At 58.2% G+C, this 13,929-nt stretch carries 14 protein-coding genes; 7 read left to right on the top strand and 7 right to left on the bottom strand.

Annotated elements, in window-relative coordinates; genetic code table 11:
- Positions 1-27 precede the first annotated feature (27 nt).
- The 3 genes from AC1AWD_RS03640 to pyrE all read left to right on the top strand — a co-directional run bounded on the left by AC1AWD_RS03640 (position 28) and on the right by pyrE (position 2,596).
- Positions 28-840, top strand: coding sequence for a dihydroorotate dehydrogenase electron transfer subunit (locus tag AC1AWD_RS03640; protein ID WP_476563788.1), 813 nt, complete (start codon positions 28-30; stop codon positions 838-840).
- Positions 841-859: 19 nt separating this feature from the next.
- Positions 860-1,825 carry a dihydroorotate dehydrogenase gene (locus tag AC1AWD_RS03635; protein ID WP_476563786.1) on the top strand — a complete coding sequence of 322 codons (966 nt, stop codon included), beginning with the start codon at positions 860-862 and terminating at the stop codon, positions 1,823-1,825.
- A 75-nt stretch (positions 1,826-1,900) separates the two neighbouring features.
- Positions 1,901-2,596, top strand: coding sequence for an orotate phosphoribosyltransferase (pyrE, locus tag AC1AWD_RS03630; RefSeq protein ID WP_476563784.1), 696 nt, complete (start codon positions 1,901-1,903; stop codon positions 2,594-2,596).
- Between the two features lie 107 nt (positions 2,597-2,703).
- Here the strand turns inward: pyrE and AC1AWD_RS03625 are convergent, their stop codons facing one another.
- Positions 2,704-3,627: a LysR family transcriptional regulator gene (locus tag AC1AWD_RS03625; RefSeq protein ID WP_476563782.1), complete on the bottom strand. Its 924-nt coding sequence runs from the start codon at positions 3,625-3,627 to the stop codon at positions 2,704-2,706.
- 153 nt (positions 3,628-3,780) lie between these two features.
- On the opposite strand from AC1AWD_RS03625, the gene AC1AWD_RS03620 reads away from it, so the two are divergent.
- The 3 genes from AC1AWD_RS03620 to AC1AWD_RS03610 all read left to right on the top strand — a co-directional run bounded on the left by AC1AWD_RS03620 (position 3,781) and on the right by AC1AWD_RS03610 (position 5,317).
- Positions 3,781-4,215, top strand: a complete 435-nt coding sequence (locus tag AC1AWD_RS03620; protein ID WP_476563780.1) for an LbetaH domain-containing protein — start codon at positions 3,781-3,783, stop codon at positions 4,213-4,215.
- A complete protein-coding gene (locus AC1AWD_RS03615) occupies positions 4,212-4,367 on the top strand; it encodes a hypothetical protein (protein ID WP_476563778.1) in 156 nt (51 codons plus the stop codon). The genes AC1AWD_RS03620 and AC1AWD_RS03615 overlap by 4 nt, the downstream gene beginning before the upstream one ends.
- Positions 4,368-4,435: 68 nt before the next feature.
- Positions 4,436-5,317, top strand: coding sequence for an aldo/keto reductase (locus AC1AWD_RS03610; protein WP_476563776.1), 882 nt, complete (start codon positions 4,436-4,438; stop codon positions 5,315-5,317).
- Between the two features lie 122 nt (positions 5,318-5,439).
- On the opposite strand, the gene AC1AWD_RS03605 is transcribed toward AC1AWD_RS03610, so the two are convergent.
- The 5 genes from AC1AWD_RS03605 to AC1AWD_RS03585 form a co-directional block, all read right to left on the bottom strand.
- A complete protein-coding gene (locus tag AC1AWD_RS03605) occupies positions 5,440-6,075 on the bottom strand; it encodes an HAD family hydrolase (protein WP_476563774.1) in 636 nt (211 codons plus the stop codon).
- Positions 6,076-6,211: 136 nt separating this feature from the next.
- A complete protein-coding gene (nrdF, locus tag AC1AWD_RS03600) occupies positions 6,212-7,204 on the bottom strand; it encodes a class 1b ribonucleoside-diphosphate reductase subunit beta (protein ID WP_476563772.1) in 993 nt (330 codons plus the stop codon).
- Positions 7,205-7,378: 174 nt separating this feature from the next.
- Positions 7,379-9,571, bottom strand: a complete 2,193-nt coding sequence (gene nrdE, locus AC1AWD_RS03595; RefSeq protein ID WP_476563770.1) for a class 1b ribonucleoside-diphosphate reductase subunit alpha — start codon at positions 9,569-9,571, stop codon at positions 7,379-7,381.
- A complete protein-coding gene (gene nrdI / locus AC1AWD_RS03590) occupies positions 9,568-10,035 on the bottom strand; it encodes a class Ib ribonucleoside-diphosphate reductase assembly flavoprotein NrdI (protein WP_476564570.1) in 468 nt (155 codons plus the stop codon). The genes nrdE and nrdI overlap by 4 nt, the downstream gene beginning before the upstream one ends.
- A 56-nt stretch (positions 10,036-10,091) precedes the next feature.
- On the bottom strand, positions 10,092-10,361 hold the full coding sequence (locus tag AC1AWD_RS03585; protein ID WP_476563768.1) for a glutaredoxin family protein: 270 nt from the start codon (positions 10,359-10,361) through the stop codon (positions 10,092-10,094).
- Between the two features lie 286 nt (positions 10,362-10,647).
- Between AC1AWD_RS03585 and AC1AWD_RS03580 the strand changes: the two genes are divergently transcribed.
- The gene (locus tag AC1AWD_RS03580; RefSeq protein WP_476564568.1) at positions 10,648-11,784 is read left to right on the top strand and encodes an SLC13 family permease; all 1,137 of its coding nucleotides are present in this window, start codon (positions 10,648-10,650) and stop codon (positions 11,782-11,784) included.
- A gap of 44 nt (positions 11,785-11,828) precedes the next feature.
- Here AC1AWD_RS03580 and AC1AWD_RS03575 read toward each other — a convergent pair whose 3' ends face one another.
- Positions 11,829-13,706 carry an NAD(P)H-hydrate epimerase gene (locus tag AC1AWD_RS03575; protein WP_476563766.1) on the bottom strand — a complete coding sequence of 626 codons (1,878 nt, stop codon included), beginning with the start codon at positions 13,704-13,706 and terminating at the stop codon, positions 11,829-11,831.
- Positions 13,707-13,929: the final 223 nt, after the last annotated feature.

Below are 13,929 nucleotides of genomic sequence, written 5' to 3'. Positions count from 1 at the left end.
CAACCATTCATAAGGATGACATCACCCATGAGCACCACGTTCCGAGCCACGGAGGCGGACGCGATCGCGGCGGGATTCGTTCCCAGCCGTCATACCGTGGAAGTGACCCATAACCGCGAATTGACCGACGGCGTATGGCGTCTGACTTTCCGCGATGAATACATCGCAAAGCATGCGAAGCCCGCACAATTTGTCGACGTATACACGTCCGATCCGATGAAGCCGATGCCGCGACCGTTCGGCGTCAGCGAAGTCGACGGCGATCAGGTCAGCCTGATGTTCGCCGTCGTCGGAAACGGCACCGACGAGTTCTCACGCCTGCGGGCAGGCGACCGTATTGATGTGATGGGACCGCTGGGCCGCTCATTCAATATGAAGCAGGACGCCAATTATGTGCTGGTCGCCGGCGGCCTGGGCGTACCGCCGCTGGTATATGCGGCGCAGCATATCGCCGGACTGGAAGGCTCCAGGACCACTGCGGTGTTCGGTTACCGTAACGTGCATTTCGGCGACGAATACGTGGCTCGATACGCCGATGTGGTGCACAGCATCGACGAGTCGGAAGGCAACGTCATCACGCTGCTCGACCGTTTGGAGAACGAACTGGCCGAAGGCGGGCTCAAGCCGGTGATCCTGTCCTGCGGTCCGTTGCCGATGATGAAGGCCGTGGCCGAATGGGCGGCTAAGCGCGACGTGGAATGCCAGCTGAGTCTCGAGCAGCGTATGGGCTGCGGATACGGCACATGCGTACTGTGCACGGTCGACACGAAGGAAGGCCGTCTGAAGGTCTGCACGGATGGACCGGTCTTTACCCGCGAACAGCTGGGATGGGGTGAGTGAATTGAGCGGAACGATGCACATGACACAAAACGGAGAAGACGCCAACGGTACCGTCGTCAACCTGTATGAGCCGCACGAGTGGCGGCATTCCACGCAGGTGGCCGGCGTCACGTGGAAGAATCCGGTGGGTACCGCCTCCGGTACGTTCCAATATGCCGCCGTCCGCTGGTTCTATGACGTGGCCCAGCTGGGCGCGGTCAGCACGAAGGGCGTCTCCCCGGTGCCGTGGGAAGGCAATCCGGGCGTGCGCACCGCCGAAGGCCCCGCCAGCAACATCAACGCCGTCGGCCTGCAGAATCCCGGCGTGGACCATTATCTGGTCGACGACCTGCCGAAGCTGAAGGCCGCAGGCGCGACCGTCGTCGCCAACGTCGCAGGCCACAGTGATGACGAATACGCGGAAGTCGTCGCGAAACTGGATGATTCCCCGGCCGACATGCTGGAAATCAACGTGAGCTGCCCGAACGTCAGCCACGGCGGCATGAGCGTCGGCACCGACCCGGTGACGCTCAGCAAACTGATCACACGCCTGCGCGCGATCACCAGCAAGCCGATGATCGTCAAGCTCACGCCGAACGTCACCAATATCACACTGCCCGCGCGCGCAGCCGTCGAATCCGGCGCCGACGCATTGAGCATGATCAACACGCTGATGGGCATGCGCATCAACACCCGTACCGGCAGGCCGATCATCGACCATGTGACCGGCGGCGTTTCCGGCCCTGCCGTGCTGCCGATCGGTCTTGCCTGCGTATGGCGTGTGCGTGAGGCCCTGCCGACCACGCCGATCATCGGCATCGGTGGCATCGATTCAGGAGAAAAAGCCTTGGAATATCTGTATGCCGGCGCGAACGCCGTCGAAGTCGGCGCAGCCGCATTGTTCGATCCGATCGCGCCGCTGCGCATCGCCCACGAGCTGGAAGTGCTGCTCGACGAGCGTCCGGAACTGGCGGCGAAGCTCGCCAAGGGCGAAACCTGGCGCTAAGCCGCGAATCGCAGCGCTGAAGTCGCATCATCCAAATCGTAATGTCATTTCAATCTTGTGACGAAAGGACAACCAATGACCGATAGTCTCGATATTCGTTTCACCCGATTCCTGCTGGAATCCCAGGCACTGAAATTCGGCGAGTTCACGTTGAAGTCCGGCCGTAAGTCGCCGTATTTCATCAATGCCGGCGCGTTCAACGACGGCCGTAAGATCGCCACGCTGGGCGCATTCTATGCGGAGAAGATCGTCGAGGAGATCAAGGCCGTCAATCTGCCCGCCGACATCGACACCATCTTCGGTCCGGCATACAAGGGCATCCCGCTGGGCGTCTCCACCGCGATCGCATTGACTTCCGCACACGATATGGAAGTCGGATACACCTTCGACCGCAAGGAGAAGAAGGATCACGGCGACGGCGGCATGATGGTCGGCACGCAGCTGACCGACGGTATGAAGGTGCTGCTCGTCGACGACGTGATGACCGCCGGCACCGCCGTGCGTGAGGTGATCCCGAAGCTCAAGGCCGAAGCCGACGTCGAAGTCGTGGGCCTGGTGCTGTCCGTCGACCGCATGGAGAAGACAAAGGACTCCGACATGTCCGCGGTGAAGGCCGTGGAACAGGAATTCGGCTTCCCGGTGTTCGCCATCGCGAACGTGCGTGAGATCTTCGAGGCCGGCCGTCAGATCGAAACCGCCGATGGCACGCCGTACGTGACCGACGATATCAAAGCCGCTGCCGACGCCTATCTGGCCCAATACGGCGCCTGATCGCAGCAGCCGCATATGGTGATGCGCCGTGCACGATGGTCCGTGTGCGGCGCATCACCATATGCGGCATCAGCCACGTGCGATTGGCAGCCGCAATCCAAAACCTACTATTCGATCAGCCCGTATCCATGTGATGCGATCACCGTTTTCAACTGTTTCAGATATCGTTCCGCCTCCCGTGACAGGCGTGCGCGACTGTGGCTGATCCAACCGAGCAACATCGTCTCATCGCTGTCCAAAGGCACTGTCACGATCTTCTCGTTGTTCAGGTCGCCATTATCAATGCCCGTGCACACAGTGTAGCCGTTCAAGCCGATGATGAAGTTCAGGATCGTCGCACGGTCGGTCACGTTGATCTGCTTCGGCGAATATTCCGGCCACACCGCCTCCTCGGCGAAATAGAAGCTACCTTCGTCGCCCTGCTCGTATTGGATGAACGGATATGGCTTCAAATCCTCCATCGTCACCTTGTCACGTGAGGCCAGAGGATTCGTCTTCGACAGGAACACGTGCAGGGGGGCACGGAACAACGGGTGGAAATCGACGTGCTTCTCTCGTAGCAGTTTGCCGATGACATGCTTGTTGAAATCCGACAGATACAGGATGCCAATCTCGGACTGAAGGCCCGCTACCTGATTGATGATGTCGCGCGTGCGGGTCTCGCGAATCGTGAACTCATATTCGTCGGAATCGCTTTCATGAATCATATTGACGAATGCTTCAACGGCGAACATGTAATGCTGTGTCGACACCGAACACAATTGCTTGCGCGGTTTCGCGTTCTTATAGCGCTCCTCCAGAAGCGACGCCTGATCCAACACCTGACGGGCGTACGTGAGAAATTCCACGCCGTCCACGGTAAGGGTGATGCCTTGCGACGAACGGGTGAAGATCTCGATGCCCAGTTCGTTCTCCAGTTCCTTGACGGCCGAGCTCAACGCCGGCTGCGACACATACAGTTCGCGGGATGCTTCGTTCATCGAACCGCATTCGACGATCTTCACAATATATTTCAATTGCAGCAATGTCATATATGTATCGCTTCCTTGGCCGGAATGGACGTTTGTGCGCTGGTTACACGGTAGGGCAGCGGATGGATATTGACAAATCGAAACACAATTTGACTTGAAGCGAACTTCAAATTGTAAGGTGCTGGGTGAATTTTCAAGAAAGGTGTGAAGTCCATGGAATACGAACAAGGATATGTCTACAGGCTCATGGATCAGGGAGGCCCCACCGATGTAAGAGAACCATATTTCGAGGAAGCCGTCGACGAAATGATGCGCGCTCGGACATTATGCGCAAAAGCCAACGCCACAATGCCGGACGACCCATCGTATATGCAGTATCTGGAAGAGCTTTTCGGCAGAAAACTTGACGATGTCCGTATTCTGACGCCGTTCATCTGCGATTTTGGCAATCGCGTGAAATTCGGGAAAAACGTGTTCATCAACCATTCCGCCATCCTGTCGGCATCCGGCGGCATCGAATTCGAAGACGGCGTCATGATAGCCCCGGGCGCGCGCATCGCAAGCATCAATCATGATATGAATGAACGTCACGCAGTGTACAAGTATGGGGGAAAGTCCTCATCAAGAAAAACGCGTGGATTGGTATGAACGTGACGATTTGCCCCGGCGTTACCGTCGGCGAATACGCCGTCGTCGGGGCCGGCGCGGTTGTTGCAAAAGATGTTCCAGACTATGCAGTAGTCGCAGGGGTTCCCGCGAAAGTTCTACGTTACCAAAATCCAACAGAACAAAAGGAATGATAGGCGACGCTTCGTAAACGAAGAGCCAGCAACATAACGATACACGACCCGACCATCAGGAGGAAAGCATGAGCATTACGACCATACTCAATAAAACCCATACGCTGTACAATGGCGTGGATGTTCCGAAAATCGGCCTTGGCACATGGTGCATCGCGGACGACCATGCCGCACAGGCCGTGCGTGACGCCGTGGAAATCGGCTACCGCCATATCGACACGGCACAAGCATACAAGAACGAACGTGGCGTGGGCGAGGGGATCCGCACCTGTGGCGTTCCCCGTCAACATCTCTTCGTCACTACCAAATTGGCGGCGGAAGCCAAAACCTATGACGCTGCCGCCAAGGCGATTGACGGCTCGCTGGAACAGCTCGGACTTGACTACATCGACCTGCTGCTCATCCACAGTCCGCAGCCTTGGGCGATTTTTCGAGAGAACCCGCGCAGCTTTGATGAAGGCAACCGCAAAGCATGGCACGCGATGGAAGACGCTTACAAAGCAGGGAAGCTGAAAGCCATCGGCGTTTCCAATTTCGAGCGGGAGGATATGGAGAACATTCTCGATTCCTGCACAGTGAAACCCATGACGAACCAAATACTATGCCATATTTCCAATACGCCGATGGACCTGATTCAGTACTGCAGGGACCTGAACATCGTCGTGGAGGCATATTCTCCCGTCGCCCATGGTGAGATGCTGAAAAACAAGGAAGTCGAAAGAATGGCGGAGAAATACGGTGTCTCCGTTCCGCAGCTGTGCATCCGCTATGATCTGCAACTCGGCTTGATCGTTCTTCCCAAAACCGAGAATCCGGAGCACATGAAGTCAAACGCGGAATTGGATTTCGTGATTTCCCCGGAAGACATGGGGCTACTCGGAAAAGTGGAGCGGATTAAGGACTACGGCGAATACAGCGGCTTTCCCGTATTTGGCGGCAAGAAAGCATGATGGCAGAGGGGCGGCATAAGACGGAAGCCTGACGAAGGATGCGCCACGAGGGATGAGGTCTTCCCTCGTGGCGCATCCGTTTCATCGTCGCAATGTTATAGCGGTCACACCGATTGTGAAAGTCATAGCGTTACGCCGAGCGTCGACAGGTCGGCGCGAGCCTGCTCGGCCGCAGTGAAGCGGAAAGCGTGCATGCCGACGGCCTGCGCGCCGGTCACGTTCTTGGCGGTGTCGTCGAAGAACACGGACGATTCAGGCTTGATATTGAAACGGCTCAGCGCCAGTTCGTAAATGTCGGCATTCGGCTTATGCATCTTCTCGACGCCGGAGACGACGGTGCCGTCCAGCAGTTCGCTCAGCTGCGGATACTTGTCGAAGGCGATGTGAATCGTCTCGTGCGACCAATTCGTCAAGCCCCAAATGCCGTATCCGGCGGCTTTCAGGTCACGCAGCAGCTGTTCCATGCCGGGCAGCATGCGGGGGAGGGCGTCACCATAATGGTCGATGTAATAGCGGAAAATCGCGGCGATCTCATCACCCTGCTCGCGCACGACATCCGGGAAGATGCTGTCAAAATCCTCGCCTGCATCCATGCGGTCCTCATAGGCGAAGAATTTGCACGGATCGTCGTTAGCGCAGATGCGTTCGACGATGGCGTCATCGAAATGCCCTTCCAGGCAGGCCCTGGTGCGCCAATCCAGCAGCACGCCGCAAAAATCGAACACAACGTCGGTGATTTTCGTATCAGCGGAACCCATGTCATACCCTTCACATAAAGCCCCGACGATCACATCAATGCAATACGAATGCAGCGAATCCACGAATCGTACGGCATCCCAATCGTCGGGGCGATATCATCAGCACGGCCAGTTTATCGTATTCTGCACGCAGGAATCAGAAATCCCAATCGTCGTCGTCGGTTTCGACGGCCTTGCCCATCACGTAGGAGCTGCCGGAGCCGGAGAAGAAGTCATGGTTTTCGTCGGCGTTCGGGCTTAGTGCGGCCAGAATGGACGGGTTCACGTCGCAGATCTCCTGCGGGAAGAGCGCCTGGTAGCCCAGGTTCATCAATGCCTTGTTGCCGTTGTAGCGCAGGAACTTTTCAACGTCCTCTTCCAAGCCGACCGGCGCGTACAGGCTTTCCGTGTATTCCACTTCGTTGTCGTACAGTTCGTTGAGCAGGTCGTACGTGTAGTCACGCATTTCATCCTGCTCCGCGGCCGACACCATGGCCAGGCCTTTCTGATACTTGTAGCCGATGTAGTAGCCGTGCACGGCTTCGTCGCGGATGATCAGGCGGATCACGTCGGCGGTGTTCGTCAGCTTCGCATGTGCGGAGAAGTACATCGGCAGGTAGAAGCCCGAGTAGAACAGGAAGGATTCGAGCAGCGTGGAGGCGACCTTGCGTTTCAGCGGATTGTCGCCCTCGTAATAGTCAAGCACGATCTGCGCCTTCTTCTGCAGGAATTCGTTGTTTTCACTCCAGTCGAACGCGGCGTCGATCTGCTTGGTGGAGCACAGCGTCGAGAAGATCGACGAGTAGCTTTTCGCGTGCACGGATTCCATGAAGGCGATGTTCGTGTAGACGGCTTCCTCATGCGGGGTCAGCGCGTCGGGGATGAGACTGACCGCGCCGACGGTGCCTTGGATGGTGTCGAGCAGGGTCAGACCGGTGAACACGCGCATGGTCAGCGTCTGTTCGGCTTCGCTCATGGCCTGCCAGCTGGGGATGTCGTTGGAGACGGGCACTTTTTCGGGCAGCCAGAAGTTGCCGGTGAGTCGATCCCACACTTCGAGATCCTTGTCGTCTTCAAGACGGTTCCAGTTGATTGCGGTGACGCGGTCGATGAGTTTCAGCGGCTGGCGCGGAATGGAGATGGGGGCCATGATGGTGTCCTTTCAGTGACGTTGCGGGTATGGGGGGGGGGATGTTACGGGTGATCGGGCAAAAGGTGAGGCATGTCGGGAGACAGGGGCGCACAATGCGCGGCAGTATGTGCGCATTGTGCGCCCCTGGAGCACGCGGCTTTGCGGCAGCATGGCGAGACAGGCCTCGCCGTCTTACAACATGCAGCTGACGCAGCCCTGCACTTCGGTGCCTTCCAGCGCCTGCTGGCGGATACGGATGTAGTACAGCGTTTTTATGCCCTTGCGCCACGCGTAGATCTGCGCTTTGTTGAGGTCGCGCGTGGTTGCGGTGTCGGGGAAGAACAGCGTCAGCGATAGGCCCTGGTCGACATGCTTGGTCGCTTCGGCGTAGGTGTCGACGATGGCCTGCCATCCGATTTCATACGCATCCTTGTAGTAGGCGAGATTGTCATTGGTCATGTACGGCGCCGGATAGTAGACGCGTCCGGTCTTGCCTTCCTTGCGGATTTCGATCTTCGAGGCGATTGGATGGATCGAGCTGGTCGAATGATTGATGTATGAGATCGAGCCGGTAGGCGGCACGGCCTGCAGGTTCTGGTTATAGATGCCGTCGCGGATGATGGCGTCGCGCAATGCGGCCCAGTCGTCGGCGGTCGGCAGGGCGACGCCGAACCGTACAAGCAGTTCCCGTACGATTTCGGTACGTGGAGCCAACTCGATTTGGCCGTTCACATACTTGTCGAAGTAGTTGCCCTCGCCGGCCGGCTTCGCATAGTCGGAAGCGGCGAAGCTGGCGAATGCGCGTCCACGTTCCACGGCCAGATCATGCGAGGCCCGATAGGCGTGGTAGGCGACGGTCATGAAGTACAGGTTCGTGAAGTCGAGCGCTTCGTCGGAGCCGTACATGATGCCTTCACGGGCAAGAAAGCCGTGCAGGTTCATCTGGCCCAAGCCGATGGCGTGGCCTTCCTCGTTGGCACGGCGGATGGATGGCACGCTGTTGATGCTGGTGTGTTCCGACACGGCGGTCAGCGCACGGATGGCGGTTTCCACGGTGGAACCGAGGTCGCCGTCCATGGCTTTGGCGATGTTCAGCGAGCCGAGGTTGCAGGAGATGTCGCGGCCGACGTGCGAGTAGGTGAGGTCTTCGTTGAAGGCGCTGGGCTCCTGCACCTGCAGGATTTCGGAGCACAGGTTGCTCATGGTGACGCGGCCTTCGATCGGGTTGGCGCGGTTTACGGTGTCTTCGAATACGATGTACGGGTAGCCGGATTCGAATTGGATTTCGGCCAGGGTCATGAAGAATTCGCGGGCGTCCACGTAGGTTTTGCGAATGCGCTCGTCGGCCACCATCTCACGATAGTGTTCGCTGACCGGAATGTCGGCGAAGGCCTTGCCGTATACGCGTTCGACGTCGTACGGGCTGAACAGGGCCATCGGCTCCTTGTTCTTGGCCAGCTCGAAGGTGATGTCGGGAATCACGACGCCCAGGGCCAGGGACTTGATGCGGATCTTCTCGTCGGCGTTTTCGCGCTTCGTGTCGAGGAATCGCATGATGTCGGGGTGATGCGCGCTCAGATACACGGCGCCCGCGCCTTGGCGCGCGCCCAGCTGGTTCGCGTAGCTGAAGGAGTCCTCAAGCAGTTTCATCACGGGAACGACGCCGCTGCTCTGGTTTTCGATGTGCTTGATCGGCGCGCCAAGTTCACGCAGGTTACTCAGCAGCAGTGCCACGCCGCCGCCGCGCTTGCTCAGTTGCAGAGCCGCGTTGATGCCGCGCGAAATGGATTCCATATTGTCTTCGATGCGCACGAGGAAGCAGCTGACCGCCTCTCCTCGCTGCGCCTTGCCCAGATTCAGGAAGGTCGGCGTGGCTGGCTGGAATCGACCGGAGATGATCTCGTCCACGTAACGCAGGGCGGCCTGTTCGTCGCCGGCGGCAAGTTCCAGGGATACGGCCACTGCACGCTGCGGGAAGTCTTCCAAATACTGCTTGCCGTCAAAAGTCTTCAACGCGTAGGAACGATAGAATTTGAACGCTCCGAGGAAGGTGGAGAATTCGAAGCCAAGGCTGTCGGCATGCTCATAGATGCGTTCCAGGAATTCGGAGGAGTACTGTTCGAACACGCCACCGTTGTAGTAACTGTTGTCGATCAGATAACGCAGACGTTCGACGACGGAGTCGAAATGTACGGTGTTGCCGGCGACGTGCACGGTGACGAATTCACGTTCGGCGGCCTTGTCCTTGTCGAACTGGATGAGGCCGTCCGCGTCATACAGGTTGAGCATGGCGTTCAACGCGTGGAAGTCATGCGCCGGATCATAGCGTTCCGCGGTGGTTGCCACCGTACGGTCGAGGTCGAGTGTGGTGTCGCTGAGGGTCATGTGTTGTCCTTGAAAAATGTGATGATACCGTTGCGTACGGTGTTGATGTCTTCCGCGGTGCCGAGCAATTCGAACCGGTAAAGCAACGGCACGTTGCATTTCGCTGCGATGATGTCGCCGGCCATGCAGTAGGCTTCGCCGAAATTCGTGTTGCCTGATGCGATGACGCCGCGTATCCATGCGCGGTTTTCCGGATCGTTGAGGAATCGTTTGACCTGGATGGGCACGGCCTTACGTGCGACTCCGCCGCCATAGGTCGGCGCGATGAGCACATACGGTTCACGCACGGCGAGTGGCGTATCCTGCGCCATCAACGGAATGCGGTACACGTTGACGCCGTTTTCGTGCAGCGCGCAGGATTCGATGAATCGCGCCGTGTTGCCGGACGCGGACGAAAAGTACACGATCGCACCGATTGCAGGCTGCATATTCGCCGCGTATTCAGGCACGGACGCGACTGTCATCCGTGCGGCGTCTTCACGCCTTACGGCATGTATCGCGATTTCCTTTGACATTGTGTTCACTCCGCCCGCACCGCGTGAATCGGCGCGGCTTTTACAACGCTCGCCGCTTCCAGTCCGCGGATCTTGTCGGGACGGTAGCCGGACCATGAGTCGCTGTCGGTGATGACGACCGGCGCCTGCATGAATCCCGCGTCCTGCAGTTTTCGCAATGCGGCGGCATCCTGCGTGATGTCGACCGTCGTATAGTCGATGCCACGCTTGTTGAACTGTCGCTTGGTGGCGTCGCACTGCGGGCAATGCGGTTTCGTGTACACGGTCACGTGCATGGCTGCTCCTTGGTTGTTTCTTTCGGACAACGGCTTGTTGAATGGATACGATACAGGTAAGCCATCTGAAATCAACACACTATGTTTAGTGGCGTGTCGTATATAAAAACACTAGATGTAGTGATTTTGGCGGTATTTCAGCAAAAAACAAACCCTGACTGCAGCACGCGAGGGAACGCACTGTGGCATTAATCACATACCACGCCGAAGTACAATCGGGAATCCGCCTTGCTACGATACGAATTCGAACAAAGCAAAGAGAGAAAGCCGGACAATGCGTAGCTTGGTGGAATTCGCGAAACGCGACATGGTGATGACGATCGCCTGCATTGCAGCAGTGATCTCCTGTTTCATCGTGCCGCCGGACGCACAATATGTCGGCTATATCGACTTTCATACGCTGGCGCTGCTGTTCTGCCTGATGCTGGTCGTCGCAGGCTTCAAGCATCTTGGCTTGTTCGAAGCGTTGGGCGGCGCACTGGTCAGCCGCATCACGTCGCCGCGCGGCATCGCGTTGGCATTGGTGATGCTGTGCTTTTTCGGCAGTACGCTGATCACGAATGACGTATCGCTGATCACTTTCGTCCCGTTTGCGATGCTGGTGTTAAAGATGATGGGATTGCAGTCGCAGGCTTATCTGACGGTCTGTTTGATGACGATTGCCGCGAATCTGGGCAGTATGCTCACGCCGATGGGCAATCCGCAGAATTTGTATTTGTATGCGTCAAGCGAATACGGTTTGACGGATTTCATATTGCTGACGCTGCCGTATTTCGCGGTCGCGGCGCTGATGCTGGCGGCCTGCACATTTCTGATTCGCAATGATGACCGCCATGACGATTCAAATGCGTCTTCGATTGGAAACAATGCCGATCATGCGACGATGCGTTCGTTGGATGATGTGATCGGCGTGGAATTGTATTGGTATGCGGCGTTGTTCATCCTGTGCCTGTTCGCCGTGGCCAAGGTGTTGCCGGTTTGGATACTGCTGATCATCGTATGCTGCGCGATTGCGATGAAACGCCGCAGTCTGTTGCGCAACGTGGATTACGGCCTGCTGGCGACATTCGTGTTCTTCTTTGTTTTCGTCGGCAACATGAGTCGCATTGACGCGATCAACACGTGGCTGTCCGCGTTGATGGAACAGCATGCGCTGACCGTGTCGATTCTTTCCAGCCAGGTCATCAGCAACGTGCCGGCCGCAGTGCTGCTGTCGCATTATACGGATGATGCCGCGTCGATGATTATCGGCACGAATCTGGGCGGCCTGGGCACATTGATCGCCTCGATGGCGAGCTTGATCTCCTACAAGCAGATCGCTGCGGAATATCCGGAGCGTAAAGGCCATTATCTGCTGGTCTTCACCGTCTGGAACGTCATATTCCTGGCTGTGCTGTGGGGGATGACGCTGGTACTGCGATAGTTTTACTGCAAGCTCTGGCGTCTTTATTGCACAACTTCGGCCGTTTACTGCACCAATTCCGCAAACGCCTGAGGGATTGCCGCGATGATGTCACCAGCCACAATCGGATGACCCAAAGACGAGAACCGCGACTTCGACGAATGGCCGTACAATTCCGGACGATGCCATCCGCGCTGTTCCGACTCCGCCGCCAACGCGCCGGCCAAGCCATGAATATAGGCTGCTGCGGCGGCGATTTCCGGCATCAATGCGGCATCCTCGGCCACCATGTCATCCTGCTGCGCCAATACAGCGCCCGTAATGCCGGCCAGCACGTCGCCCGATCCGGCGGTGCCCATCCAGGCTGGGGCACGGCCTGAAAGAATCACGCGAGTGTCTCCATTGCCATCGGCACCGGCCACAATGGTGACTGCACCCTTTAACAGCACGGTCGCGCCGATCAGCTCGTGGGCGTGGCGGGCGAAATACAGAGGAGAAGCGGTGACGTCATCGCCGGTCAACGTACCGTCCGATTCGTCGTCGATACGGTTAAGCAATCGTGCCAATTCACCCGCATGCGGCGTGATCACCACCTGTGGCGGCACACGGTCGGGCAGCAGATCCAATGCGCCGGCGTCCACGACGATCGGCGGCATGGCATATGCCTCTTCATCCGCATCCTCATCATCTGCATCGCGTGATGCAGAGTCGACGCCGGCTAAAGGTGCGGCATGACGCCCATGCCCTTGCATGTCACTCGTCGCAGCATCCATGTCCATGTCATCATCCGCGCCATCCGACAGCGCGTAATGACGCAATAGACGCGCGATTGTTTCGCTTTGCAAATCGGCACGGCCGTCATCGTCGTTCTGTGCGGGCACGCCGGAGCCGACCACCCACGACTGCACACGTCCCTTGCCGAGCACCACTTCCGGCAACGCGGAAAGTACCATATATCCGGCGCTTTGCGGCCCAAGATAGCGCACCATGCCGGTATTCGCGCGGGCCGCGGCCTTCGCCGAAAGCACGGCCGCACCAGGGTAGCGGTCCGATCCAGTAATCAGGCCGACGACGCCGCGGGAATATTTAGAATCGTCCAACCGCGGCAGACGAATCGAATCGGCGACGAAATCACCGTCCGTCATTTCCACTGCAGGCGTCGCATCGTCAATGTCAAAGCCGAAATCGACCAGTATCGTCTGCCCGCAGGCATATGAGGCCGGAGGTACCATCGTGCATGGCTTCATCGCGCCGAACGTCACCGTCACATCGGCGGGAATATAAGCGCCCGGCAGTGTACCGTCGTCGACGCCGACGCCCGATGGCGTATCCACGGCGACAACCAGCGGCAGGTCGCTGTCCGTCTCATTGTGGGGTAGCGCCGGGCGGTCAGGGGTCTCGCCGTTCAGGCCCAGTGACAAGGCAATGGTGGCCGGAATGCCATGCAAGGCGCCGTTCAACCCGATGCCTGTCATCGCATCGATGATCACATGGGAACTTTGCGCGTGCGCGATTGCGGCTTGCAGGCGCTCTCCGGCTTCGCCAGCAGAAAAGCCGGCTGTGCAGCCTGGAATATCGGCGGCAGGGTCCAACACAAGAACGCGCCCGCCCGCGTGGACGAATGCGTCGAACGCTTCCTCATGCAACGAGCGTCCGACTGCGACTGCGGTGACGTGTGCGCCTTCATTCGCCAGTTCGACCGCCGCATACAGGCCGTCGCCGCCGTTGTCGCCGGCTCCGGCGAGCACGACGATGCGCGCATCCTCCACGGAAAGGCCTTCGTCATCCAGAAGACGCATCGTTGTATGCGCGACGGCCGAAGCGGCGGCACGCATCAACGGCACGCCGTCGTCAAGCAGGGGGCGCTCCATGTCACGCACGGTTGCCGCGCTATAGGCGCTGTACAGTAAGGTACGCAGGCGATCATCGTTGACGATATCCATAAATCCCCCTTGGACGGTTGGCATACACATCCTACTGTAGTCCGGTTCGTATCGAGATGGCATCGGACACGCATCGCGCTGAACTGATCCGCGCATCGCGAAAGGCCCAAAGACGGCATCGGACGGCAAACGGGGTCGCAGGAGGGGAAAGCCCCTTCCTCGACCCCGGGTCGATCATACGTCTTTCGCTCCGCTCACCTGACGGCCTTCGGCGGCGCAGGCC

The sequence above is a fragment of the Bifidobacterium sp. LH_512 genome, assembly GCF_056356435.1.
The sequence above is the reverse complement of the archived record's forward strand: the minus strand, read 5'-3'. Positions and strand labels throughout refer to the sequence as shown.

Bases quoted from the DNA above. Each gene is read 5' to 3' on its own strand.
- nrdE (WP_476563770.1), bottom strand. From the start codon at position 9,571: ATGACCCTCAGCGACACCACACTCGACCTCGACCGTACGGTGGCAACC.
- AC1AWD_RS03610 (WP_476563776.1), top strand. From the start codon at position 4,436: ATGAGCATTACGACCATACTCAATAAAACCCATACGCTGTACAATGGC.
- AC1AWD_RS03585 (WP_476563768.1), bottom strand. From the start codon at position 10,361: ATGCACGTGACCGTGTACACGAAACCGCATTGCCCGCAGTGCGACGCC.
- AC1AWD_RS03605 (WP_476563774.1), bottom strand. From the start codon at position 6,075: ATGGGTTCCGCTGATACGAAAATCACCGACGTTGTGTTCGATTTTTGC.
- AC1AWD_RS03635 (WP_476563786.1), top strand. From the start codon at position 860: ATGACACAAAACGGAGAAGACGCCAACGGTACCGTCGTCAACCTGTAT.
- nrdI (WP_476564570.1), bottom strand. From the start codon at position 10,035: ATGACAGTCGCGTCCGTGCCTGAATACGCGGCGAATATGCAGCCTGCA.
- AC1AWD_RS03615 (WP_476563778.1), top strand. From the start codon at position 4,212: ATGAACGTGACGATTTGCCCCGGCGTTACCGTCGGCGAATACGCCGTC.
- AC1AWD_RS03575 (WP_476563766.1), bottom strand. From the start codon at position 13,706: ATGGATATCGTCAACGATGATCGCCTGCGTACCTTACTGTACAGCGCC.
- AC1AWD_RS03640 (WP_476563788.1), top strand. From the start codon at position 28: ATGAGCACCACGTTCCGAGCCACGGAGGCGGACGCGATCGCGGCGGGA.
- pyrE (WP_476563784.1), top strand. From the start codon at position 1,901: ATGACCGATAGTCTCGATATTCGTTTCACCCGATTCCTGCTGGAATCC.
- AC1AWD_RS03625 (WP_476563782.1), bottom strand. From the start codon at position 3,627: ATGACATTGCTGCAATTGAAATATATTGTGAAGATCGTCGAATGCGGT.
- nrdF (WP_476563772.1), bottom strand. From the start codon at position 7,204: ATGGCCCCCATCTCCATTCCGCGCCAGCCGCTGAAACTCATCGACCGC.
- AC1AWD_RS03620 (WP_476563780.1), top strand. From the start codon at position 3,781: ATGGAATACGAACAAGGATATGTCTACAGGCTCATGGATCAGGGAGGC.